Source organism: Paenibacillus sp. S25 (assembly GCF_019454085.1).
GTDB lineage: Bacteria > Bacillota > Bacilli > Paenibacillales > Paenibacillaceae > Paenibacillus > Paenibacillus polymyxa_B.
Genome location: NZ_CP073683.1, coordinates 1884635 through 1910178 on the forward strand (window position 1 = coordinate 1884635; position 25544 = coordinate 1910178).

A 25544-nucleotide genomic window follows, 5' to 3' on the forward strand; every position below is an offset into this window, starting at 1 on the left:
CCAATGCTGCATTATCCTATGTGACTGGGCGTTAACCTCCATGTTAAAAGCTATATATATGAAAGAAAACAACAGCCTTTTCCCTCCCGGATTCCTGTCTATGACTGACCTGCTGCACTTATTACATACCGAAACCAACCCGGGATTGGATGTTGTCGTATTTATAGGCACCACTCAATTTCTTTCATCTCAGCTAGAAAGCTCTCTCCTTCAAAAAATGAAGTACAAGGATGTGAGCAGGTTACTGCGAAGAACGGACGACATTCTCTGCCAGTTGTCATCCAGAGTCATTAGCGATCTATCTCAAACGTATCAGTCCATTTTCTGAGTAGCCCTTCCATGGCAAATAAACTTGCCGATTCGCCCTGTCGTTATCCGCGTTTCTTCATACGATAAGAGTAAGCTTTAACGCAAGGAGGGATTCAGACATGGGTGAAGTAGGTTACGGTGGAGCATGGACATCCACAGGAGCGATTTTGGTATTGTTTATTTTGTTGGTAATTATTACTAAGTCTTTTCTGATCTAACAGCAGGTTAGCATCGCTTAAATCCACAAATCCGCCTTCTTTCTCGACATCGTGAGGGAGGGCTTTTTTATGCAGAATGGGTGTTAGCCCAACATGTTGTCTGGTCCTGCAAGCATTGCTATACTTTACATACAGGGAGATTTTCCCTCAAGTATATTGCAATATGGATAGCGTAAGACGTGGAAAAACAGAAATTCGCTGACCAAATCAGGAGGATCGCATGATGAATACGGCAAGCAGTCCATTTCAATTTACAACAGATACGGCGACTCTTTGCTTATTTGATACGCAAGCTCTTAAGCACCGCTTGGACGATGATCCGGATTGGTGGTCCATCGAAGAGGACGAGCTGGGCGAGTTGAACAAAGGAAATGTAGCTTTTTTGAATCTTGGAGCCGATGGGACCTATGAGGTTGGGATGACAGATCATATCGACAAGCCTGCTGTACGGCTGTTTTTGAAGGTTCCCTCAGGCAACCTATTTATTGGAGCAGGGGAGGAAGCCACAGGTGGTGGACTGGAGCCTGAATGTGTATGGGGAGGGACGTTCCTTTCTGTGCAACCGGGACTTTATGAATGCTTGGCGAGCAAAGAAGGCAACCGTATTTATCTTTCTTTAAAAAAAGGAAGCGAAGGCAGCAATAGCTTTACAGGTCTGATTCGATTGTAGGTTGCAGGCTCAACCCGTAACGGCCCATACAAGCCACCTGAACCGGTGGAAGCAGGAACAACTGAAACCGGGGAAAATGAAAAAAGGGTTATCCCCACGGCTTACACATCCGTGAAGATAGCCCTTTATCTGTCTATTGATACTTTACAATAATGGCATTGCTGATTTGGCGGCCGGGTGTGGTGAGGTAGGAGCCGTTGTAATACAGCCCGCTGGAAGCACCGCCGTCCAGATTCATGGCCTGATAAGCGCCGGCCTGCTTCATCATTTGGGCGAGCTGCGGTATAGTCGCTCCACTTGTGGTCAGGAGGATCAGCTTATGATCCCGACTCATTCCGAGTGCGCTGCGGGCGCCGCCGCCTGTTAATATTTTAGGGTCCTTGAAGCCTTCGGCTTTGACATTTAGGGAAACCTGTCCGTTCGTGACCAGACGAGGCCCAGCTTGCAGGGCACCTTCGATGTTACCTTGGCTTAATCTTTGTTCAAAGGCAGAACCCGACATTAGCTCGGATAAATGGTTAGCATCGTAGGTGAAGACCGTCCGTTGGTCGCCGGAGCTTTTTTTCAATATCTTTCCGTGACTGACTAGGTAGCCGTAAGGCGTTTTGTAGGAGCTTTTGGTATAGGCGTCAAAGAATGTGCCATTTATGGCTACAACCGCTTGATTGCGTTTGGCGAGACTGCTCAAGTCTTCCACTTTGCCGATAGTATTGCCTGCCAGAGCCACATCCAGGCTTACCTTGGGATGGAGCATAGAGATGGTGACCACCTTAGCGGAAAAGGTACGAGATCCGACCTTGAAGCTTTTATGAGCCGTCGTAATGGGTGTAGTATTTCCGGGGAGCTTACCGGTAAGTACCGGAAGCGTGACGGACGTTGTACCCTGCTTAATGCGTACAGCTGAGGTTTCCTTTTGCCATGAGACTTGCAGGTTTAGATATTGGCTGATGAACTGCAAGGGTACATAGGTCGAACCATTATCGTTAAAAGGAGCATTTTGCAAACGGACCGTTTGATCGTTCACTTTGGCAGTAGATTTTCCGGTAAATAGGGTAATCCGAGTATTGCCTTGCGCAATTTCTATTTTTTTGTCCGCTGCCGTCATGTTGAGTGTGATCCCTTCATAGCTGTTCAGGAGACGAAGCGGGATGAACGAGTGGTTACTCTGGTCCACATAGACCAGCATAGGTGCTGGGGCAGCAGCGTAGATCGGGGATACAAGTAATAGCAAGGACAGGATGACAAGTGCGGTGATTCTTTTCATGAATAGATCAATCTCCTTATGTAGTCTTGACACTTTACGAGGTGCTTGTAATTATATCGGGTTTTATAAGTTATAAATGTATGTTATGCGAATTTTGAGTGTTTAGCTGATATAGGAAGCGGGAGGTTGGAGATGAGCAGGTATGAGACAAGACTTGAGGATTACCGTCGCAGAGAGCGCCCGTCCTATCGTGTATTTGAAGGATTACAGGAATTGGTGCGTAGCGTGGGGCAACTGCATAATAACTGGTTATATGTGAATGTGGATCAATGGGATCAGGACCCTGTTCACACACCGATTTATTATTGGGATGAGCATTGGCTGGAGGAATGTGCAGAGAAGGGTACAGCCATAACCAACGAACAGGACGAGTATATTCCCGAGTGTGTGTCGGATCGTCAGGTTCAAACCTGGTTTGAGCTGGCGACCTTCGAAAGTATTGTGGAAGTCCTTAAGGCTGCCGGACAGCCAGTGACGCTTCAGATGGTGATTATGGCGGTAAAATACTATGACAAGCGAGATGCCTATCTGGACTATGAAGAGGTGAAGGCAGTAACAGACCTGTGGTCTGTGCTGACAAAGGTGAGAAACCACCTTACATAATGAACAAAGCCTGTAGAACAAACGGGGCATACATACACTGGATGGGGGAAGCAAATGAGTTGGTTGAATCATGAAATGGCAGCAAAGTGGCGACAGGAAGGGAAAAGGTATGCCGCAGATGTGAATGAATTTGTCAGAGTCGGCATGGAAAGTGAATGGCAGCAGGAGCAATCAGAGCCAAAGCGGGACGAACGCCCCAAGATGGCCAAAGATATTTTTCGTATGATTCAGGAGGCAAATCAGGCTGGTGAAATGGAGCAGTTACGTCGAGAGATTCCAGCCGCGTCTTGGCCGCTTACACCAGCGTTCGAGGAAGCTTTGCAAGCCGTTAGGCCGATAGCTTTTGTGAATGGAGGCAATGAAATCATTGTACATGCGGGCAATCCTCGGGAACGTGGGACGATCTATGTGACGGGAAAAGATAGAATCTTGCAAATCCCCGGACTGCATCGAGTAGGCTGTTCGCCGGACGGGACTTATTTTGCGTTGGTGGATGGACAGGGGATTCGTATTGTTCGTCAACCGGACCGAAATCTGCAAGGAGAAGAGACAGCACATTTTCAGTGGAAGGATATACAAGGACGCTTAAAAGCATCCATTCCTGATCTGGAGTGCTTGGGAGATGAGGATCATCCTGAGGATATATTAGATGAAGTGATTCCGTTTGGCGATGGACAGCGACTTCTGCTGGTCTGCGGTTACGGCGTTTATTTGCTGGCTGGTGATCAGGTGGATTTGATTCATCCCAAGGCGTCTGAACGGAGAGAACTAAAGCTGGAAGACACGATTGTGGATATGGCCCATGGAGCTGTGTCGAGGGATGGACGCTGGATCGCTTACGGCAGCCAGATGAGTGAGCATATGCTTATGGATCTGTCCGATAAGACGGTGCATACATTGGAGCCAAGTTCTAGTTATCCGCATTATGCTCTGTTTTCCAAAGATGATCTGGATGTCTGGTATAATGCCTGTCATTTCTACAACGGTGCTACCATTCAAGTGTCGATTGCTGAGATGGAGCAGGGTCTTGCTCAGAATAAGGAAGAATGGCCGATGATGAATGAAGAAATGCGAGTATACGCCGCAACAGCGCTGACACAAGGATCTATTTTGGGTGATGCCTACGGTTATCTCCGTCTGATTGACAGGGAGGGTCGTGAACTTTGGCGCTATTTTGTCGGCAGTACGATATCCGGGCTGGCAGTTTCACCTGATGAAGGTATGTTAGCGGTTGGAACGTATGGCGGTATGCTTCATTTGATTGATTTGCAGAGCGGCACGAAGGACGAATATAGCATTGGCACCGCGCCATTTCACGAGACAGCGCGTTGGGTGATCTGGCGGAACTACGAGCCATTGCGCTGGTAATACTAATATTCCGCAAATGGTGATAAAAGCAAGTTCTGATAAGCTGAACTTAAAAAGTGTAGTAGCACATGATTACAAAGCTATTTTCAGATAGAGGGCATTTGGCATTAACCCATGATGCAAAATGTGAATAGAGAGGAAAGAGGTGTGAGGACATGGACAAGAAAGCGGATATTCGTACTTCCATGAAAGAACTATTTGCTCAGATGGATGAAGCCTTTTTTATGGATGTGGAAGAAAATGTTCCAATTGAAATGCGTGATGGGAATGTCGACGAGGAGGGATGGATCAAGTGGAAGCCTCTCCCTTCGCAGATTACTGAACAGGAAGTTCGGGAGATGGAGGAAAAATACCATTTTGAGCTACCGCCCCTGCTGAGGAGCTTTATCATGTCCTACCATTATGTATCTTTACAATTCGATAATGAATCGATTCCGGGAGTATACTGGAGCGATTGTACGTTTGTTGAGTTTCCACGACTGCCTGTAGGTCAGGGCTTAAAGGCATTTTATGATTTGCTCGATCAATGGTCACCTCTGCTGTCAGCAGGCTACATTCCCTTTGCAATAGCAGAGGACGATCAGGGTCCCGTTTGTTTAAATGCAGGCAGCAGACATAAGGACGGCGATTATCCTATTGTTTGGTTCTTTCATGAGGACCTACAGCATTTGGATGAGGATGAGCTACGAATCAGAAGTAATCTGCTTCCCCATGTACAGGGGCTGTTTCCATCTTCTGTCGAAATGTTTAACGTGATGTTTAAGCACATTAGACACTAGCGATTTCCTAAAATGTAATTTTACTGCTCAGGCAACCGAGATATTGACATAAAAAATGAGGAATGTTATAAAAAAGGTAGGCTAGCACTCGAATGATGGGAGTGCTAACAAAGTTGAATCGTTTGCATAGCTCATATCTGCTGGCCTTACATAGGTTCATATCTGAAAGGAGATATCCGAATGGAGAAAAAACAGTTTCAGGCTGAGTCCAAGCGTCTGCTAGAAATGATGATTAACTCGATTTACACGCAAAAAGAAATTTTCCTAAGAGAGCTGATCTCCAATGCAAGTGATGCGATTGACAAAATTTATTACAAAGCATTGACGGATGATCAACTGGTCTTTGACAAAGAAAATTATTATATCAAAGTAACTGCCGATAAGGATAACAGAACGCTAACCCTGCGTGATACCGGGATTGGTATGACCAAGGAAGAACTAGAAAATAACCTGGGTGTTATTGCTAAAAGCGGCTCACTGGCATTCAAAAATGAAAATGAATCCAAGGATGGTCATGACATCATTGGTCAATTCGGCGTCGGCTTCTATTCAGCTTTTATGGTAGCTGATGTGGTTACAGTGACTACCAAGGCTTTGGGAAGTGATACTGCTTATAAATGGGAATCCACAGGTGCAGACGGGTATACCATTGAAGCAGCTGAGAAGGACGAGGTTGGAACCGAGATAGTTCTGAAAATCAAAGCAAACACCGAAGATGAGTCCTACGACGAATATTTGGACGAGTATCGTTTAAAAGCACTGATTAAAAAATACTCCGACTTTATCCGCTATCCGATTAAAATGGATATTACAGGCAAGCGTCTGAAAGAGGGAAGCGACAACGAGTTCGAGGATTACGAAGAAGAACAGCTTATCAACAGCATGGTTCCTATCTGGAGAAAAAACAAAAGCGAGTTGACCGACGAGGATTATCAAAATTTCTATGCGGAAAAACGCTATGGCTACGACAAGCCGCTCCAGCATATCCATGTCAGCGCGGATGGCGCGGTAGTGTACCAAGCTATTCTGTTTATTCCTGAAAATATCCCGTTTGATTTCTACTCCAAGGAATATGAAAAAGGGCTGGAGTTATATGCCAACGGTGTGCTGATTATGGAAAAATCTCCTGACCTGCTGCCGGATTATTTTAGCTTTGTCAAAGGTATGGTTGACTCCGAAAGCCTATCACTCAACATTTCCAGAGAAATGTTGCAGCATGACCGTCAGTTGAAGCTGATTGCCAAAAATATCGAAAGCAAAATCAAAGGCCAATTGCTGACCTTGCTCAAAAATGACCGGGAGAAATATGATCAATTCTACAAATCATTTGGCAGACAATTGAAATTTGGTGTCTATAACGATTACGGCAGACATAAAGAAACTCTCCAGGATCTGCTCATGTTCTACTCTTCTACAGAGAAAAAGCAGGTTACTTTGGACGAATACGTATCACGTATGCCAGAGGATCAGAAGTATATTTATTATGCTTCCGGCGAGTCCAACGAGCGTATTGAAAAACTGCCGCAAACCGAAATGGTGGCCGATAAAGGCTACGAAATTCTGTACTTCACCGATGATATTGATGAGTTCGCTATTAAAATGCTCTTAAGCTACAAAGAGAAAGAATTCAAATCTGTGTCTAGCGGCGATCTGGGAATTGAGCCTGACGAAAACGAGAAAGAAACAGAAGCAGAACAAAACGACAACAAAGAGCTGTTCGAGTACATGAAGGGCTTGTTGGAAGGCAAGGTATCCAGTGTTAAAGCCTCCAAGCGCTTGAAGACACATCCGGTATGTCTGTCCGCAGACGGTGAAGTGACGATTGAGATGGAGAAAATCTTAAACGCCATGCCTAATAACGCTGATGTCAAAGCGAATAAAGTGCTGGAAATCAACGTAAACCATGCGGTGTTCAACTCTTTGAAAGAAGCTTTTGCCGAGGATAAGGAGAAAGTAAACCTCTATACGGCATTACTGTATAATCAGGCTTTGCTGATCGAAGGCTTGCCGCTGCAAGATCCGGTTGAATTCACGAATGATATTTGCAAAATCATGGTTTAACAAGCTTTACTGTATAGAGCCGTTCCCGCACTGGGGGCGGCTTTATTTATCATAAACGCTCCTTAAAGCTCCATAATAGGTCATATAGCGCTTACAGAAAAAGGGATGGGCCCACACAATGCCGATCATACTCAATACAAAGGAGGGCGATTACATGAGTCTAGATCGAGCCAGCGAGGAACTCCAAAATTTAAACCGAAGTGAGCTTATACAGTTGGTGGAAAAAATCATTAGAGGTGAGGGAACAGAAGCGGAAATCGAAAGCATGCTGACCATAGTGATGCAAAATACGCCCCATCCGGGGATCAGTAATTTGATCTACTGGGATGATCGTGATTTGAGTGCGGCAGAGATCGTAGATGAGGCATTACGCTATCAGCCCATAATTTTACCCCCACATGAATCTTCTTCATAGGATGCGGAGGGGTGGTCTTTTGTTTAGAAATAAGATAATATTAACTCTTTAGGGCTATGAGCATTATATTCAAAAAAACTTCCGTTAAACGTGTGCTGACTTCCCTGGTGTGTATGGGGTAATGTTTGTTTTCTGCTCACTTTACGGAGTTTTTATTCCTAATTTTGGGATTTGTAAAGTTTTTGTGACATGCTCCTGTGAATTTTGATACAGCAAATTGTCGTTTTTCTTGATTATTTGGTGGGATGTCTTTATAATCATTTTGTTTGCAAGAATGATTAGCGATTAGCGTATGGAATAAGGAGGTTATTTATTTTGGGAAAAGCATTGATTATTGGCGCCGGTGGCGTGGCCAGCGTTGTGGTGCATAAATGTTGCCAAAACCCAGATGTATTTGAAGAAATTTGTATCGCAAGCAGAACTGTTGAGAAATGCGATGCGCTTAAAGAGAAGCTGGGTGGAGGTCGTACGAAGATACAAACGGCTCAGCTTGATGCTGACAACACCGACATGGTCATTGACTTGATTCGAAGCTTTCAACCGGATGTAGTTATCAATGTGGCTCTCCCTTATCAGGATTTGACGATAATGGATGCTTGCCTTGAGACAGGTGTTCATTACGTTGATACGGCGAACTATGAACCGCCGGATACGCCGAAGTTTGAATACAGCTGGCAATGGGCCTACAAAGAAAGATTCGAAAAAGCAGGAATTACAGCTCTGCTGGGCAGTGGTTTTGATCCAGGCGTAACTGGAGTATTTACGGCTTATGCTCAAAAGCACTACTTTGATGAAATTCATACGATTGATATTGTGGATGCGAATGCAGGGGACCACGGATATCCTTTTGCAACTAATTTTAATCCGGAAATTAATATTCGTGAAATTACGGCGAAGGGCCGTTACTTTGAAAACGGAGAATGGATTGAAACTGAGCCACTTTCTGAGAAAAAGGTATACGACCTTCCTGAAATTGGACCGAAAAATATATATCTTTTGTACCATGAAGAACTGGAATCTCTTGCAGTGAATATTAAAGGCGTGAAAAAAATCCGCTTCTGGATGACGTTCTCGGACAATTATCTGAATCATTTGAATGTACTTCAAAACGTAGGCATGACTTCGATCGAGCCTATTGATTACGAAGGACAACAAATCATTCCACTGCAATTCCTGAAAGCTATTTTGCCAGACCCGGCTTCTCTGGGACCAAGAACAAAAGGCAAAACGAACATTGGTTGCATCATCCAAGGCGTAAAAGATGGAAAGCCAAAAACATATTATGTTTACAATGTTTGTGATCATGAGGAATGTTATGCAGAGGTTGGCTCCCAAGCCATTTCTTACACAACTGGTGTTCCTGCCATGATCGGCGCAATGCTTATCATCAAAGGTATCTGGAAAAAACCAGGCGTTTACAACGTTGAGGAATTTGATCCAGATCCATTTATGGAAGCACTAAATAAACACGGATTGCCATGGCAAGAGAACTTTACGCCAACGTTGCTTGATTGAGGCCTGCGATGAATATTGATATTACAGGACTTCCATCACCTTGTTATCTTGTTGACGAAAGACTACTTGTCAAAAACCTTGAGGTTTTAAATTCCGTCCAAGAGCGGACAGGCTGCAGTATTTTGCTCGCTCTTAAGGGATTTTCGATGTTTTCGACCTTTCCTCTGGTTGGCAAATACTTAAAAGGCGTAACCTCCAGTTCGTTGTTCGAGGCACGACTTGGTCGCGAAAAAATGGACAAGGAGGTTCACGTATACGCACCTGCTTATGTTGACAGTGAATTTGACGAGCTATTGGAGTATGTTGACCATATTGTTTTCAACTCCTTTGATCAACTGAAACGCTACAAAAGCAGAGTGCAAGGCGTAACTTCCAAAAAAATTGACATCGGCATTAGGGTTAATCCGGAATATTCGGAAATCGAAACGCCGTTGTATGATCCTTGCTACAACAACTCCAGAATGGGTGTGACCCTGGCTAACTTTAGACCTGAGGATCTGGATGGCGTGGACGGTATTCATTTTCATACGATGTGTGAACAGAATTCAGATACGCTGGAGCGCACCATTAAAGTTGTGGATGAGAAATTCGGGCCATACATTAAGAACATGAAATGGCTCAATTTCGGCGGCGGTCACCATATTACCAGAGAAGACTATGATCTGGACACGCTGGTACGCTGTATTCAATATTTTCAGGATAAATATGGTGTGCAGGTTTATCTGGAGCCAGGCGAAGCTATTGCTTTGAATACTGGATATCTGGTGGCTACCGTATTGGATACGATGAAAAACGGAATGGATATTGCCATTCTGGATACTTCGGCTGAATGTCATATGCCTGATGTGCTGGCTATGCCATATCGCCCGAATATCATTGATGCAGGCAAGCCTGGTGAGTATGCTTACACCTACAGACTTGGTGGACTTACGTGCTTGGCTGGAGATGTGATTGGAGACTATTCCTTTAAAGAGCCATTGAAGCCAGGAGACAAGCTTGTATTCTGCGACATGGCCCATTACACGATGGTCAAAAACCACATGTTCAACGGAGTCAACCTGCCAGCCATCGCCAGCTACAACGACGAAGAAGGCATCAAGGTAATCCGTCAGTTCTCCTACGAGGACTTTAGCTCACGTTTGTCTTAAGACAAGGGGAATGTGAAATAACAGAGTGTATTAATTGCATGATCTTAAAAAAGAGCCTAGCCCCTTAAAAAAGAGCCTAGCCCCTTAAAAAAGAGCCTAGCCCCTTAAAAAAGGGGCTAGGCTCTTGGTGTAGTTAGAGTTTTTTGATTTTTGTACGCGCCTTTTGTATGTATCCAACACAAACAGCAGGCAGTAAATAATAATTTAACTATTTGGAAAGTTACATAAATTTATTTAGGCTACCTTATAACTTCAGTAGAGATTTTATAGTCGAATACCTTTCCTCCAGGTTGAAGTCCTGGTACATCGACAGCTAGGTAGTATTCCTTACCTTTTTCAAGATCAGCATTCAAAGAATATTGGGAGTTTTTTGAACGTTTAATTCGTTTACCATTACTATCGTAAAGAGTTAGTTCCATCCAAGAATCAGGATATTTGTTGCCTTCAATTATAAACTGAACTTCGTTCGATCTAAAAACCTTAATTTTAAATACATCGTAGGCTTCCCAGCCTCCTTGAACCTCTTTACCAAGGGTTCCGATGACAGCATCACCTATAAAAAAATAGTTAGCTTGTTCAAAACTATCATTTGGCTCCTGTTCATTATATTCAAGTACAGAGGTTAGAGTTGATTCCTTTGCTACTGGTACAGGATTTGCTTCTTCGGCTAAAGCGACACTGGCAGTAGCACTCAGCATAAGTGTAAGGCCTAATGAAGCTAACAACGTTTTTTTCATGAATAAACTACCTCACTTTTTAGGATTTATATTTATTTAAATGATATATTAGTTATTTATTCTAAAATTATCATTGTATATTGTTCACTAGCTAAATGATATACAAGAAAAGGAACAGTGTTCTCCTATGAGGATATAGCTGCGTTTGTCATAAGACAATAGGTGCTCAAAGATATAAAAACTTGGTCCTTGTAAAGAGGATCACGTTTTTTGTTAGGCTCCAAATTGGCTGTTTGATTTATTTAATCGTGGAAGTAACTCTATAGTCGAACAGTTGACCAATCTCAGCATTGGTTGCCTCGACTAATAAATAGTAATTTTGTCCGGCTTCAAGATTTATACCTAAACGGTATTGACGATCTGCTGCACTTCTTTTGATCCTTCCGTTGCTGTCAGCCACACTAAGCATCATCCATGATTTGGGATATATATTCCCTTGAATGTTAAATTCATAAAATCCAGACCGAGGAGCTGTAAACTTATAATAATCTGCAAAGTCATAACCTATATTGCCTTCAGAAATGAATTTTCCAAAGGTCCCATAAATATCGATGCCATCTCCTACTGTTATTCCAGTGGCTTGATCAAACCAGTTATTAGGCTCTACGTCGGTATACCATGAAGATAAAAGCTGGATAGGCTCTTTTTGTAATGTGGGTGCTGTTTCTTGAGCAGATGCAACAGCGGTGGATGTGCTTAATAGAAGTGCAAGACCTAGTGTGGAAAAAATCGCTTTTTTCATATTTATGAATTCTTCCCTTCTTTTTATTTTGGGATTTATATGAATATGTATAACCAATCCCATCCAATATTATATATTATATTCCAGTATATTGGAATATAATATAGGATAATAATCAAAAAAATATATTTTTTGTTACAATTATGTGTTTTTACAAATATATTCACTAAACTTCGACATAGGAATCGACCAACTTACTGTATACTATAAAATCCCATCTTAATATGCTTTAGTGAAAAGGGGCATTTTATTTTGGGAGTAACAGGTGTTATGTTATACTCCATAATTGGAGGTGAAAAATATAGATATGTTCGACCCGACGGTTTTTGATAATTTAAAAGTGGCCATAGAAAATACAGTATACGATCTGGATAATTTGGATTCACGTATTGACATTACACAGCGGATTGACAGATTGGAAATGTCTGTGATGTCACGTGAATTTGCTGTCCAATTCAGACTGAGAGAACACCCGGGTGTGACAGCAGAGATTCAACTAAAGGCGGATTTAAACAACTTGGCTGCGGAAATTTTGGAAATCAAAGATCAAGTTCCGGGATGTGTCTTGTTGCTGAGTTTTTACATGGAAATTCGTGAGATTGAGTCACAATGCAGCCGGATTGAAAATATACTGACCGAAATTTGGAAGCCCGATCTTCGACCGGTACAAACGCTTAGTCAGATTTACGGAGAAAAGATGTCTACATACCAAAACAGGATTGAACTCCGATTTTCCAGACAAATTAACGAAGATCAGATGGAAGACATTCCAGAGCTGTTGGAACACATATTGCTGACGCTTATGGAATTAAACAAGGTCTAAAGGGTTAGGGCCCTAATGTAAATGACATTAGTAGACCAACAAGTTAACGTTAGAGGAGTTGAAAGTATAATGAATGAACTTGAATTCTCTCAAGTGTATGCGATTATGGAGGCTTCTTTTCCTGAAACGGAATGCAGAACATCCGAGTTACAGAGGGCTCTGCTTCATCATCCATGTTATCGTTTACTTACCAAAAAGGACGAACAAGGGAAAATAATTGCTTTTTTGGCGGGATGGGAGTTTACAGATTTTCGGTTTGTAGAGCACATTGCCGTAGATTCGGCTATACGAGGTGGCGGGTTAGGTAAGGAGCTTATGAGCACGTTTATTTCACAGTCCGGTAAACCGGTAGTACTGGAGGTTGAGCCACCAGTGGATGAATGGACTCGGAGAAGAATTGGTTTTTATGAACGTTTAGGGTTTCATCTGAACCATTTTGACTATGTACAGCCCCCTTTAAGAGAAGGACAGGCTGATCTGCGGCTTCAAATTATGAGCTATCCAGGTGAGCTGGCTGAACAGGATTTTGCTCCGTTTAAAGAGATTTTATATACCGAGGTCTATGGGTTAAATAAGAAGACTATATAGCTAAAGGTGCTTCATTATCGTTCATGTTTTGTCCATGCCATTACAAATTCTTTCTCGTTAGTTTCGGTATCAACAGATTCCGCTTGAATGGTAAATCCATTTTTAGTGTAGAAGTTGAATGCTTTCGTGTTCGACTGGTATACCTTTAAGTGAATCTCATTATGTTGCTTTTTGATCCAATCTAGTAGTAACTTGCCATAGCCTTTTCTTTGAGAATCAACACGTATAAACAGAGCCGCCAAGTATCCATCCAACATGGAAACGAAGCCGCCAATGCTATGATCATCTTGTATGATAACGTAGTTTTGAGCGAGAGGAAGGTACCTGTTTTCCATCTCGGTAACTTGTGATGCCCAATACTGCGGAGCAATAAAATGATGGGCTTCTATGGAAGCATCCAGCCAGATGGCTGCCAACTCGTTGAGCTCTTCCACATTTGCGGGTCTAATCGACATTGTGTCTCCTCCTTCACAGTGCAGTATGTAATCTTATGGATGTTGTTGAAATAAAAAAGACCGTCCGAGGACGGTCTCTACCCGTGGCGCTTAATTAAAGCTTTGATCCGTATCCCGCGCCTCCGTCAACTCTGTAAATTAGAGAATAACGGACCGGGTAAGGGATACGCTCAACATGTGATTATTGATGTTGACGCACCTCCTTTCCTGATGGACCCATTTTACCATATATGGTTTGTGATATCCAGTGAATTTCTTGTATTTATACAAATGATTCATAGATATTATAATATAAAATTGGCTTGATTTTATGTTCCATGGGAGATATATTCCTAATCAACTAGCTCCTAAATTTGTCCTTGTGGCGATTTAGGAGCTTTTTTTGCATAAGGAATTTACAATGTATTGCCCTATTACTTGAGCCGAAGAAATTTTTGAGCTGTATTCAAGATGAACATAGATGTTGGCGGTCATGGAATAATGGCTATTCCCAAACTGTGCCCGACTATAATAATTAATCTTTTATAAGGCTAAGTCATATACTTGATTAGAAATAAAGCCTTTTTAATAGTTGGGTTTTTCCAAGTATTTATTTTCCAAGTCCCTTAAGCCCCCTTTTTTTCTATAAATCTTTAATTTTTACAAAGACGAAAAAGGAGAAATATGCCATACTATGGATGAACAAGGTAGAATCTGAAAGATTGTAGGTAAACATAATCCGAAAGAGGGGAGGTAATTGTTTAGAAATTCAAAGGTAATATTTAATGATAATGGGAATTTGCAAATAAGCGATTTGGAAACAGCAGAATGGTCGGAGAATGCCATAGTTTATAGTGAAAACGATTACAAAATTACCGCTGGTTTCAAAGACTCCTCCGGCTGGTATTGCCGGATAAGAAGCAACTGGTGGCGGACAAGGAGCAGAAGGGGGAAGGAGACAACTTGTAGACTACATATGACAAAGGCTACGAGGAGTGGACATTCATGCTGGAGCCGGTAAAGGGAATGTAGAAGGTTACGTTCATATTTTTGCCGGGCTCTAATTTCGACTTTGGTTGGTTCTGGTTTAGTTGATTGTACTCCAGGGAGTATTGGTGTGTTCAAACACGCTCCTCACTAGCAGCATTGTCCTTATCCACTAATAAAAAGTAAAAGGAGACATTTCCATGAATGACAGTTTTTTAGGACTTACGCAGCAGGATGAGATGGAAGGCCCCAAGGCGCCTAAAGACCCGGTGACAAGACGAAGTGGATTTTCCGTTATGTATGAAACCATGATCGAAGGAACCCCTCGGCCAGACGGAAGCTTTGCCCAGGAGATTTATTTGGAGGGGAGGCTGGCTGATAAGGCCAAGTATACGGGAGGAGTTGGAGATGAGGACATACTGGGGCTACTAACCAATTGCGAAGGCTTGCGCCGATTGGTCCATAGTATCGGGATTACCGTGAAGGCGCATAATCCGGAAGTAGCTGACGTTAGGTTTGTGTACCATAACTGGGGTAAAACCAGCAAGTACGAATCCGGCACCCGCCTTGAGCTTATTTGTCCGGCAGATGGCTCTGAAACTATGCTGGTTATGGAGGAATACGACTGGTCTTTGGATGATGATGTTCCAGGAAGCTTCGTCTTTCTCTTCGACCGGGTGGGAGAACTGGCTACAGTCAACATTACGTTCTACCTGCACGACGGGTTCCATGTTCCCGAAGTTTCCATGGAGGAACTGGTGGATTTCGATTCGCAAGCCTATCGCGAGATGATTGCTAAATCACTTTTGAATAAAGGCAATAACAAAAGGCTCAAGGCTGCAATTGAAAAGGCCAAAAGAGGAGAAGAGGTGACTGTGGCCTATATTGGAGGCTCCATTACACAGGGGGCAGGGGCCGTTCCAATTCATGAAAATTGCTATGCATACCAGTCCTACGCTCTTTTTAAGAAAAAATTTAGTAAAAAGGGTGGGGAATCGGTTCATATGGTAAAAGCAGGCGTAGGCGGTACCCCATCGGAATTGGGTATTGTCCGCTATGATCGGGATGTGCTTCGGGAAGGAACAGTAGAGCCGGATATTGTGGTAATCGAATTTGCCGTGAATGATGCGGGTGATGAGACAAAGGGAAATTGTTATGAAAGCCTGACATTGAAGGCCTTGAACGCATCCAATAAACCTGCGGTAATTTTACTGTTCAGTGTGTTTGTCAATGACTGGAACCTGCAGGAACGGCTGTCACCTGTGGGCTGGCATTATGATCTTCCTATGGTCAGCGTAAAGGATGCTGTAGAGGAGCAGTTCCGGCTTTCCAAGGCAGGAGGAAATGTGATTTCTAAACGACAGTTTTTCTTTGACATCTACCATCCGGCCAATGCCGGGCACCGGGTAATGGCTGATTGTTTGGGATGGCTGTTCGACATAGCAGATGAGGCATCACCCGATCAGACGGATGTGGATACCAGTAAGCCTCCTGTCATTGGTTGTGATTTTGCCGAAACAAAGCTGCTTGATCGCAGTAATTCGGAGCATATTGCCACAATCAATATGGGTAGTTTCACCGAAACTGATACAGACCTGCAAATGGTGGAAATGGATGATCACCCGTACAGCTCTCCCCAGTTTCCTTATAACTGGATGCATCATCCGGAAAATGGTGCCTCCGAATTTAAAATAACCATTTGTAGCAAACGTCTTATCCTGGTGTTCAAGGACTCGGGGAATAGCGATTTTGGATGCGCGGATATTTGGGTGGATGAAAAATATTTCAAGACAGCCGATCCCCATGAGAACAATTGGACACATTGCAATGCCGTAATATTGTACAACGAGCAGGTGTCCAAGGAGCATACGGTGGTGATCCGCATGGCTCCCGGACATGAAACAAAACGCTTTACTATACTTGGATTCGGATATATTTAAGAATTTATCTATTTCAAAGTTCTTATTTTTTTCTTACTGAGGATGGAGAGTAGCCCCTCATCGTTTTAAACAGATTACTGAAATAAGAAATATCGTGAAAGCCGCAGCGCTCGGCTGTTTCCGACACGTTGAAGTCGCCTGAGGACAACATCATCTCAGCAATGTTGATGCGGATGCGATTGAGGATTCCTTGCAGGTTGAGTCGGTAGTTTCTTTGAACAGCTTGCCAAAGTAAACCGTATTTAGGTTTGCCTGTTCAGCCAGGATGCCAACTGTTATATTGTCCGGATAGTGCTCGTTAATGTAGTAGGTTGCGTTTTTGATTCTCGGATCAATTGTGGTCGCTGATAGCAGGTGATAATCGGAGAGCAGTCGGTGAAGAATCAATTCAAACAATGCACGGGTCTCGAAGGTGTAGAGCGGCTTCCTATTCATCCATGCTTATTTGAATTCACGAATATAGTCAAGGATCTCTTTAGTACTCATTTTCTTGCTTACGTATTCGAGTGGAAGATGGACGTCATTATACGGAGCAGCCCAATGAAAGTTAAAGGGATACCAATGCATGGGCAACTCCTTGAAGGTATGAGCTTCCCGGGTGCAGTCTTCTGGAATGTACAACAAGTCGCCTGCTTCAACGATGACCTCTTCTTCATTGATGTAATAGCAGGCTTTTCCGCTAATAACGAAGGTGAGATCATGAAACTCTATTTTTGCTTTTCTAATCAACTAATCTGCAAAGCATTTGCGGTCTACAAACAGGAATACTTGGGGGATCAGATGCTCGTCATAAGCCAAATTCAAATAATCTCCTCCTCATATGATGAAAGCGGTATCTTTTATGGCATGTCAGAAGCGCATAACCGTTGATTATGAACTAGAAAATGAAACGAAGGTGCTGTGATTATGAACGATGCAAAGCAATACTCAAAGGAAACGGCCGTTTTCGTACAGAAGGGCAAGGCGACCCCCATATACACCGATGCGAAGGGAAACGACTATGACGGTATTCGGCGTGTCTCCTTATCACTGGCCAAGGACATTGAGCTGGTTACCGCCGTTTTGCCCAAGCTGATTACAGACAGGGCGCAGTTAAGCGGGATCGCGGTCATCGTCGGCTCCGCCGGACATAATGATATCATTGATTCCCTGATTGCAGAATACAGGCTTGATGTTTCAGATTTGCAGAATCGCCGGGAGACCTATATGATCCGGGTTTTAGAGCGTCCATGCCCGGAATTAGATAAAGCCATTGTTATTGTGGGTAGTGATAAGCGGGGGACGCTGTATGGGCTGTACCATATTTCAGAACTGATTGGAGTCAGTCCCTTGGTGTATTGGGCAGATGTACATCCCTCGAGGCGGCAGGAACTGGTCTTTACCAAGGAACAATTGGAATACACTTCTAAAGAGCCCTCCATTCGTTACCGAGGTTTTTTCCTGAACGACGAATGGCCCTCACTGGGATCATGGTCGAGAGATCATTGCGGGGGTTTTAACGAAGGGATGTATGAGAAAATATTCGAACTATTGCTGCGGCTGAAGGGCAACTATCTATGGCCGGCCATGTGGAGCGCTGTTTTCAGCGAGGATGGGAAAAGTCATCCACTGGCTAATGCTGAGCTTGCCGAGGCATACGGCATTGTGATGGGTACCTCCCACCATGAGCCCATGTTTCGAGCTGGCGAGGAATGGAGAAAGATAAATCAACATTATGGGGATAGCGGCTTGTGGGATTATTGGGCTAATACAGAGGCCATTACGAAATTTTGGGAGGATGGTGTCATCCGTAATAAGCATTTGTCCAATATGATTACGCTGGGAATGCGCGGCGAACAGGATTCGGCTCTTGGTGGCACCCTGGAGCAGAATATTCAGCGCCTGAAGGACATCATTTTGACCCAGAAGGCCTTGTTGCATAAGTATGGCCTGGACAATGCACCGCAAGCATTGACGATCTACAAGGAAGTGGAGACATTCTGGCATGGGACAGATACGGTTCAGGGTCTGAAGCATTGGGAGGTGCTGGATGATGTGACCATCATTTTGTCTGATGATAACTTCGGCAATATGCGGAAGCTTCCCGAAGCCCCAGATCGGAAACGCAAAGCTGGCTGGGGGATGTACTATCATTTTGATTACCATGGTGGCCCCCGGTCTTATGAATGGGTTAATACGGTTCCGCTTGAGAAAACATGGGAGCAGATGTCTCTGGCCTATGACTATGGAATCCGAGACCTCTGGATTGTGAATGTCGGCGACTTGAAGCCGATGGAACTGCCCATTTCCTATTTCATGGAGCTAGCCTATGATTTCGAGACCTGGGGAACAGGAAATCCCAATCGTACGGGAGAATTTTTGCAGACATGGACGGAGCGACAGTTTGGTCATGCTGCTGATGAAGAGACCACCGAGGGCATTGCCCGGGTTTTGGCGGACTATACAAAAATGAATGGGAGCCGCAAGCCGGAAGTGACCTATGCTGACACATACAGCTTGTTTCACTACAACGAAGCGCAGCGGGTGCTGGAGAAAGCGATCCGGTTGGAGAAGGACGCCCAGACGTATTATGAGCTTGTGCAAAATGAGCAGAAGGATGCCTACTATCAGCTTGTGTATTATCCGGCCGTAGCATCGGCCAATGTGACCAAAATGCAGATATACGCGAGCTTAAATCACAAATACAGCGGATTCCAACCTCAGAGCGTTCTTGCCAATCATTATGCGGCTTTGGTAGAGGAAGCCATTGCCAAAGATGTACAAATGCAAGAGGACTACAATAAAAAAATTTCCAGAGGCAAATGGGAGGGAATGATGTCCTCTGCCCATATCGGTTATGTAAACTGGAATGACGAAGGCTGGCAGTATCCAGAGTTCAAGTATTTCGAGCCTAAGGAAAAAGCGATGATGATTGTTGATGTAGAAGGGACCAACGGAGGGTTTACCACTGGAACGGTAGCGCTCCCGCCATTCACTAGTTTGCAAAAGGAACGCTACCGTATAACCGTCAGTAATGCCGGAAAACAGGCGTTTGCTTATCATCTGGAGACTGACGCTGAATGGATCAAGACTGATCCAACGCATGGAAGCGTTTTGACCGGGGAAACCATTGAGGTGGATGTCGATTGGGGACGGCTTGACGCATCGGCAACGGGGGAAATTATGATTGTCTGCGGCGATCAGAGGGTAAAGGCAACGGTCTTCGCAGAGGTTGTACACACCGATAATTTACCCGATCTGACCTTTGCTGAAGCACACGGTGTGATTGCAATTGAAGCAGAGCACACTTGTGGCCGGGAAGCTGCTGGGGAGCTTCGCTGGGAGATAATCAAGGGATATGGACGCTCCTTGTCCTCCATGAAGCTGTTCCCGACAACAGCTCTTTTTGAGCGGATCGAAGACGCTCCATATCTGGAATATCGTATCTGCACCGCGGAAGAACAGATCTATAGCTTAACGGTTTATGCAGCCCCGACTAATCCCCTGGGAGAGGGTAGACGGCTGAAATATGCGGTGGCTTTTGATGGTCTTCAACCGGTTTTGACAGATATGCTGCCTCTGGAGTTTGCTGCGGGCGAATCCCGGCATTGGTCAGAGTCCGTTATGAATAATATCCATACTTCCACAACGCAGCATTCATTGACTGCCGGCATGCACACCCTACGATTGTATGTGCTGGATGCAGGCCTCGTGCTACAGAAGCTGGTCTTGTCCCGCGAGCCGCTTCTCTGCTCTTATTTTGGCCCCGAGGAGAGCTTCTGTAAGGAAGATTAGTATCAATACCTATTTCTTCGTAAGCGGTATTGTCGACAGGCATACAGCTGATCAGCTAAATGCTCTGCATTAACGGCGGGAACGCTAGGCCGGGACACTTCAACCCGCGGGGCAAATTTGATATCTGAACCGTAAAAGTGAGTGCGCTTTCATGTATACAAGGCAAGGTTCATTTAACGAAGGGGGAGAAGGATAGATGATGAATGTGCTGTTGGTAGACGATGAACCGTGGGTTCTTGAGGGCTTGCGCACAATTGTGAACTGGGATAAATATGGCTTCAGGGTCTGTGGGGAGGCCTCGAACGGCAGCTCCGCTTGGTCTCTGATTGAGCGGCTTCAGCCCGAACTAGTGTTTACCGATATTCAAATACCTTCTGTGAGCGGGCTAGAGCTTATCGACCGCTCACAGCATAAGCTGGCAAAGCCGCCGCGGTTTGTCGTATTGAGCGGGTACAATAACTTCGAGTATGCAGTGTCGGCGCTTGATCAACGCGTCGATGATTATCTGCTTAAGCCGATTAACAAGGATGAGATTGAGGCGGTGTTAGACCAGGTGAGCCGCAAAATCCAGGAAGAGACGGCCCAGGAGGAGCTCCGCCGCCGCGACCGTTCTCTGTACGTCAATAGTCTGCTCAATCGGCTGATTCAGGGCGAGGTGGGTATTGAGCTTGAGAATGAAGCTGCGACTTTGTTAAATATCGGAAGCGGTGAGGAGATTAGCTGCCTACTGATTGATACTGAAATGAATGAAGAAGAGTTGAAGCGTCAAATCCCGGAGCTTGCCGGTCTGGAACTGCCGGAGCTGTTCACGGACCCCGAAGGAAGAGTAGTGATGATTGCTTCCGGGAACCCACATGCTACAGAACAGCTTGTAGCACTTGGACACCGGTTATGTGAAGAATGGCCTGGTGAGGCTCCAGTCCCCGCAATTGCGGCGTTGGGTTGTGGGCAGGGAGGGGCGTCTGCACTTCGGTCTATTTACGAAAAAGCACTGGCGGCGCTCAAATGGAAACGCTATTGGAATGAGGGAGGTATTATCGCCTGCAACGAGCTTCCGAGGAGCGAATGCATGAAGGAAGTGAACAAAGCAGCCCTGGATTCCTTGATCGAACGGCTCTCCTCGGACCATCTCGAAGAGATTGAGGCTGCGGCGGATATCCTACTTGCTGCACCGTCCTCCGGGCTACCGGATATCGAATATGTGCGGATTCAGCTGTCCGCTCTCGAAATGGGTATCTCTAAGAAGCTGAAGGAACTGGGCGGAGACGGCGATGCCTTTATGCGGGGCATACAGGGAGAGCTCGGTACACTGACGGAGACAGCCTCTTTTCCGGCTTTTCGTCGGTATGCCCTGGCGTTATGCCTGAGCGGAGCGGCGGCTCTTTGCGAGCAGCGTGAACGTAGCGAGTGCCGCACGATCTTTCGGGTAGTGCAGCATGTGGACCAGAAATTCCGGGAAAAGCTACAACTTCAGGAGCTTGCCCAGCTATTCCATATAAATCCTATATATATGGGGCAGCTGTTCAAGCAGCAGACCGGTAAGTCGTTCCGAGAATATTTGAACGATAAGCGGATTGAAGAGGCAAAGCGACTTTTGCGACAAGGACAGCTGAGCATAGCCGAGGTGGCGGCGAATTCCGGCTATCCCAACACTGATTATTTTAAAAGCCAGTTCAAACGGATAACAGGGATGGCGCCGTCTGCATTCAGACGGCGGGAATAGAGACGGCTCAGGCCGAAAGAGTGTTCAATGGGAGATGGTGGTTGAAGCCGTGATTAGAAAATTCAGATTTCGCAGTATAGTGAACGATATCCCGCTTAATTACAAATTCATGCTAATTTATGTAATTGCAATTTTACTACCTATTGTCATAATCAATTATTTATTTATGGACCGGATGTCTTGGCTGATCAAGGAGCGGGAAGAGCAGAATCTGCAAATCTCGTTGGAGCGGGCGAGAAAGGATATCCACGGTATGATTGATGGCGGAGTTGCGGTCAGTCATGCCCTGATTACAGATAAGCTCCTGTACGAGACTCTGGATCGTGATTATAAAGATTCACTGGATTTCTATAATACGTTCAACGAACAGCTCCGTCATCGTGTTACATCCTATATTCCGGTTAACAATCAGATCAAGCGAATTGGTATTTACACGGACAATCCGACGATTGTGCCGGGTAGTGACTACTATTACTTGAATGAATCGATTTTATCTAGTTCCTGGTATCAGAAGTGGAAGTCGTTCCACGGAACTGTGCTGGTATCTGCGTATCTGGACACGGGGGCTAAAATCTCCACAACCGCCACTCCTTATCTCAGTGTCGTTGAGAAAATGGATGATTATGATGTCAATAAATCTTACCAGAAGCTGGTGCGGATAGATTTCGATCTCAGCCGCTTTTACGATGTCATCGCCCGCGAGCGGAATTATCTGGATCTCTATTTGGTTAACGACCAAAACGAGGTCATCGTATCTATGGACAGCGGATACCGGCGTGAAAATACCTCTAGCTTTCCTTTATTCAAAATGGATAATGAGGCGGACAACGATCTGCACACCTTGCCAATTGGTAACGCCAGCTATGTGCGAGGATGGAAGCTGATTGGTGTGCCTCAGGGGACGCGCGTTAGCAAGGCCATGATGGATATGCGGATTTATTTTAGTATACTGGTCGGCCTGATTACATTGTTTACCTCGGTGTTCATTTACGTCCTGCTGCGCTCGTATAATCACCGAGTCAAGCGCCTGGCCCGGCATATGCAAAAGGTAAGGAACGAGAAGTTCGAATTGATCAAAATGGATGAGGGTCGTGACGAAATTGGGCATCTGATCCGCAATTTTAATATGATGACCTCTCAGATCCATTCTTTGATTAATAATGTGTATAAGCTGGAAATTCAGCAAAAAAGCCAGGAAACCGAGCGCGTCCGAGCTGAGCTCAATCTGCTTCAGAGTCAGATGAATCCCCATTTCCTGTTCAATACGCTGAATGCGCTTCTTGTGGTCAGTACCAAAAACAATTACACAGATGTCAGGGACATTATCAAGGACTTATCGAAGCTACTCCGCCGCTTGCTGAACTGGAAGGACGATCTAGTGCTGCTGGAGGAAGAGATAAATTTTACTGTAATGTATCTTGATATCGAGAAATTTAGGTTCCGGGACAAATTCGATTATTCCATCGAGATCACCGAGGAAGTGCGTCACTACAAGATACCGAAAATGAGTATTCAACAACTCGCGGAGAACGCCTGCAAGTATGGTATACAGGCTATTGAGGGGCTTGGAGTTGTTAAAATTCGCGCCGAAGTAGCTGATGAGCAGCTGCGCGTGGTTGTATCGGATAATGGCAAAGGTATTGATGAGGAGCGGTTAAAGGAGGTTTTGTACAACATGCGCAGCGAAAAGGAGACTATAGGAGGTAATATCGGTATCCGTAATGTATACCGACGGCTGGAGTTGTACTACAATGACAGGGTTAATTTTAACCTGATTAGCAAGGTGGGAGAAGGTACCGAGGTGTCCTTCGAAATTCCGATGCAGTTGTTGAAATGTCAGAATGGAGAAGGAGGGAATGGAAATGGGGTTTAAAGTGTTGCTGATTGACGATGAGCCTTGGGCACTGGAGGGCATGCAGATTTGTATTGATTGGGGAGAGATGGGCTTTGAGGTGTGTGGTATCTGCGGCAACGGAATGGATGGTTTGAGGCTAATGGAGGAATTGAGCCCAGACCTGGTGATGGTGGATATCCATATGCCGATAATGGATGGCTTGGAAATGATAAAGCAATGGCGGCAAAGAGGGAATGTCTCCACGAAATTTATCATTCTTACCGGGTACAGCGAATTTGATTACGCTCGAAAGGCTCTCAAATACAGAGTCTCCCGTTATTTACTGAAGCCTTTGGATGAGGAGCAGACTGAACTGGAGATTCGGGCAATCCAGCGCGAATTGTTGGAGGAACAGGAGCTCATTTACATCAGCCAGATTGCTCGTCGGGAAGAGGTGCTACAGATGATTAAGGAGGTACTACTGGGCAAATCGATGTCCATGGAGGGTAACGATTTCATGGAATCTGTCTCCCAATCCGCCGATTTATGGAATGTTTGTCTGGTGCAGGCGCATCGGGACCAGTCCGCACGACTGGGCGAGTTTGCACTTGAATTACTCGATGACTTAGAGACAGCATATTTGGTGCATCTGTCCATGGAACATTTCGTCATTGTGTTCGGCGACTCGGCGTATCCAGGTGATGGAGTCAGTGCTGAGAAGACTATAGAAGCACTGGCCCGTCGCTTGGCGGGTTTTCGTGTCTTCATGGCTGTTGGTGCCCCGGTAGGCTCATTAACTGAAATTGGAACCGCCTACAAGACAGCGTCCAAGGCGCTACTGCATGCATTTTATGAGTCGGAAAATAATGGAATTATTCATTATGACATGATTAAAGACAGCGTGTTTCAACATTGCTACAATCAGGTGGAACTTTTGGAACGCATATTGGAGACATTTGAAATCATCGACTATGCTGGCTATCGGTCAATTGTCGATTCGATGGAGCAAGTATTTTGGGATACGCGAGTGTATCCTGATGAGGTCCAAAAATTTGTCGTCTTTATCCTTCACGAAATCAGGGCGTATATGAGTGTGCATTTTACCAATGACAGGGAGCCTTCCGACTATCTGTTCGATATTCCCAATATGGACGAGGCATTGCTGACCTTTGACGATATGATTGGGATACTACGCTCTTGTGGACAGGTTTGCTTTGAACTTCTTCTCAAACAGAGCATGATTGAGCCTCAGGGAATCGTGCAGGATATCAATGACTACATCCGCAGTTATTTCCGGGAAAGTCTGACCATTAAACAACTGGCAGAGCAATTTTTTCTGCATCCTACCTATCTGGGACAATTGTTGATACGCAAAAACGGTATCGGGTTCAATGAATTGCTCCATGATCTGAGGATTGAAGAGGCGAGTCGCCTGCTTCGTATGAATCAATATAAAAATAGTGAGCTATCAGAAATGGTAGGTTATACCAATTATAACCATTTTCTGAAGCAATTTGAGAAGCGCTTGGGTATGTCACCAAACGAATATAAGAAAATCAAAGCTTTTCAAGTGAAAAGCTTTAATTCGAATATAGTTTCCGATCAGATATAA

Annotated in this window: 23 protein-coding genes; 16 read left to right on the forward strand and 7 right to left on the reverse strand. The window is 44.7% G+C overall.

The window, feature by feature from the left end; translation table 11 throughout:
* Window positions 1-428 precede the first annotated feature (428 nt).
* Both KAI37_RS08245 and KAI37_RS08250 read left to right on the forward strand, forming a co-directional pair.
* Complete coding sequence (locus KAI37_RS08245) at window positions 429-527, forward strand: hypothetical protein (RefSeq protein WP_014599622.1); 99 nt, start codon at window positions 429-431, stop codon at window positions 525-527.
* A gap of 220 nt (window positions 528-747) precedes the next feature.
* Complete coding sequence (locus KAI37_RS08250; protein ID WP_220031042.1) at window positions 748-1197, forward strand: DUF6386 family protein; 450 nt, start codon at window positions 748-750, stop codon at window positions 1195-1197.
* A gap of 133 nt (window positions 1198-1330) precedes the next feature.
* Here KAI37_RS08250 and KAI37_RS08255 read toward each other — a convergent pair whose 3' ends face one another.
* A complete protein-coding gene (locus tag KAI37_RS08255) occupies window positions 1331-2461 on the reverse strand; it encodes a phosphodiester glycosidase family protein (RefSeq protein WP_220031043.1) in 1131 nt (376 codons plus the stop codon).
* Between the two features lie 132 nt (window positions 2462-2593).
* On the opposite strand from KAI37_RS08255, the gene KAI37_RS08260 reads away from it, so the two are divergent.
* The 7 genes from KAI37_RS08260 (at window position 2594) to nspC (ending at window position 10350) form a co-directional block, all read left to right on the forward strand.
* The gene (locus KAI37_RS08260; RefSeq protein WP_076292529.1) at window positions 2594-3064 is read left to right on the forward strand and encodes a DUF7716 domain-containing protein; all 471 of its coding nucleotides are present in this window, start codon (window positions 2594-2596) and stop codon (window positions 3062-3064) included.
* Between the two features lie 54 nt (window positions 3065-3118).
* A complete protein-coding gene (locus KAI37_RS08265; protein WP_220031044.1) occupies window positions 3119-4432 on the forward strand; it encodes a PQQ-binding-like beta-propeller repeat protein in 1314 nt (437 codons plus the stop codon).
* A 155-nt stretch (window positions 4433-4587) separates the two neighbouring features.
* Window positions 4588-5211 carry an SMI1/KNR4 family protein gene (locus KAI37_RS08270; protein ID WP_220031045.1) on the forward strand — a complete coding sequence of 208 codons (624 nt, stop codon included), beginning with the start codon at window positions 4588-4590 and terminating at the stop codon, window positions 5209-5211.
* Window positions 5212-5391: 180 nt separating this feature from the next.
* Window positions 5392-7272, forward strand: coding sequence for a molecular chaperone HtpG (gene htpG / locus KAI37_RS08275; protein WP_071640203.1), 1881 nt, complete (start codon window positions 5392-5394; stop codon window positions 7270-7272).
* 154 nt (window positions 7273-7426) lie between these two features.
* Complete coding sequence (locus KAI37_RS08280) at window positions 7427-7687, forward strand: bacteriocin immunity protein (protein ID WP_071640204.1); 261 nt, start codon at window positions 7427-7429, stop codon at window positions 7685-7687.
* Between the two features lie 315 nt (window positions 7688-8002).
* Window positions 8003-9202 carry a saccharopine dehydrogenase family protein gene (locus KAI37_RS08285; protein ID WP_013309649.1) on the forward strand — a complete coding sequence of 400 codons (1200 nt, stop codon included), beginning with the start codon at window positions 8003-8005 and terminating at the stop codon, window positions 9200-9202.
* Between the two features lie 8 nt (window positions 9203-9210).
* Window positions 9211-10350, forward strand: a complete 1140-nt coding sequence (gene nspC / locus KAI37_RS08290) for a carboxynorspermidine decarboxylase (protein WP_013309650.1) — start codon at window positions 9211-9213, stop codon at window positions 10348-10350.
* Window positions 10351-10589: 239 nt separating this feature from the next.
* On the opposite strand, the gene KAI37_RS08295 is transcribed toward nspC, so the two are convergent.
* Complete coding sequence (locus tag KAI37_RS08295) at window positions 10590-11087, reverse strand: hypothetical protein (RefSeq protein WP_220031046.1); 498 nt, start codon at window positions 11085-11087, stop codon at window positions 10590-10592.
* Between the two features lie 238 nt (window positions 11088-11325).
* Entirely contained in the window at window positions 11326-11829 is a 504-nt protein-coding gene (locus KAI37_RS08300) for a hypothetical protein (protein ID WP_220031047.1), read from the reverse strand.
* A gap of 307 nt (window positions 11830-12136) precedes the next feature.
* Between KAI37_RS08300 and KAI37_RS08305 the strand changes: the two genes are divergently transcribed.
* Together KAI37_RS08305 and KAI37_RS08310 are read left to right on the forward strand one after the other, a co-directional pair.
* The gene (locus KAI37_RS08305; RefSeq protein ID WP_220031048.1) at window positions 12137-12652 is read left to right on the forward strand and encodes a hypothetical protein; all 516 of its coding nucleotides are present in this window, start codon (window positions 12137-12139) and stop codon (window positions 12650-12652) included.
* A gap of 69 nt (window positions 12653-12721) precedes the next feature.
* Window positions 12722-13240: a GNAT family N-acetyltransferase gene (locus KAI37_RS08310; protein ID WP_220031049.1), complete on the forward strand. Its 519-nt coding sequence runs from the start codon at window positions 12722-12724 to the stop codon at window positions 13238-13240.
* Window positions 13241-13254: 14 nt separating this feature from the next.
* Here KAI37_RS08310 and KAI37_RS08315 read toward each other — a convergent pair whose 3' ends face one another.
* On the reverse strand, window positions 13255-13695 hold the full coding sequence (locus KAI37_RS08315; protein WP_104495883.1) for an N-acetyltransferase: 441 nt from the start codon (window positions 13693-13695) through the stop codon (window positions 13255-13257).
* A 1166-nt stretch (window positions 13696-14861) separates the two neighbouring features.
* On the opposite strand from KAI37_RS08315, the gene KAI37_RS08320 reads away from it, so the two are divergent.
* The gene (locus KAI37_RS08320; RefSeq protein WP_220031050.1) at window positions 14862-16601 is read left to right on the forward strand and encodes an SGNH/GDSL hydrolase family protein; all 1740 of its coding nucleotides are present in this window, start codon (window positions 14862-14864) and stop codon (window positions 16599-16601) included.
* A gap of 22 nt (window positions 16602-16623) precedes the next feature.
* On the opposite strand, the gene KAI37_RS26660 is transcribed toward KAI37_RS08320, so the two are convergent.
* The 3 genes from KAI37_RS26660 to KAI37_RS26750 are packed head-to-tail and all read right to left on the reverse strand — an operon-like array spanning window position 16624 to window position 17330.
* Window positions 16624-16797: a helix-turn-helix domain-containing protein gene (locus tag KAI37_RS26660; protein ID WP_345945627.1), complete on the reverse strand. Its 174-nt coding sequence runs from the start codon at window positions 16795-16797 to the stop codon at window positions 16624-16626.
* Entirely contained in the window at window positions 16752-16997 is a 246-nt protein-coding gene (locus tag KAI37_RS26665; protein WP_345945620.1) for a hypothetical protein, read from the reverse strand. Before KAI37_RS26665 ends, KAI37_RS26660 begins: the two co-directional genes overlap by 46 nt.
* A 45-nt stretch (window positions 16998-17042) precedes the next feature.
* Window positions 17043-17330: a cupin domain-containing protein gene (locus KAI37_RS26750; protein ID WP_481856593.1), complete on the reverse strand. Its 288-nt coding sequence runs from the start codon at window positions 17328-17330 to the stop codon at window positions 17043-17045.
* Between the two features lie 177 nt (window positions 17331-17507).
* On the opposite strand from KAI37_RS26750, the gene KAI37_RS08330 reads away from it, so the two are divergent.
* The 4 genes from KAI37_RS08330 (at window position 17508) to KAI37_RS08345 (ending at window position 25544) form a co-directional block, all read left to right on the forward strand.
* Window positions 17508-20375, forward strand: coding sequence for a glycosyl hydrolase 115 family protein (locus tag KAI37_RS08330; protein ID WP_220031051.1), 2868 nt, complete (start codon window positions 17508-17510; stop codon window positions 20373-20375).
* A 196-nt stretch (window positions 20376-20571) separates the two neighbouring features.
* Window positions 20572-22098 (forward strand): response regulator transcription factor, encoded by a 1527-nt coding sequence (locus tag KAI37_RS08335; RefSeq protein WP_220031052.1) that lies wholly within the window; start codon window positions 20572-20574, stop codon window positions 22096-22098.
* Window positions 22099-22132: 34 nt separating this feature from the next.
* Complete coding sequence (locus tag KAI37_RS08340; protein WP_179085890.1) at window positions 22133-23971, forward strand: sensor histidine kinase; 1839 nt, start codon at window positions 22133-22135, stop codon at window positions 23969-23971.
* Window positions 23961-25544 carry a response regulator gene (locus KAI37_RS08345; RefSeq protein WP_076292539.1) on the forward strand — a complete coding sequence of 528 codons (1584 nt, stop codon included), beginning with the start codon at window positions 23961-23963 and terminating at the stop codon, window positions 25542-25544. The genes KAI37_RS08340 and KAI37_RS08345 overlap by 11 nt, the downstream gene beginning before the upstream one ends.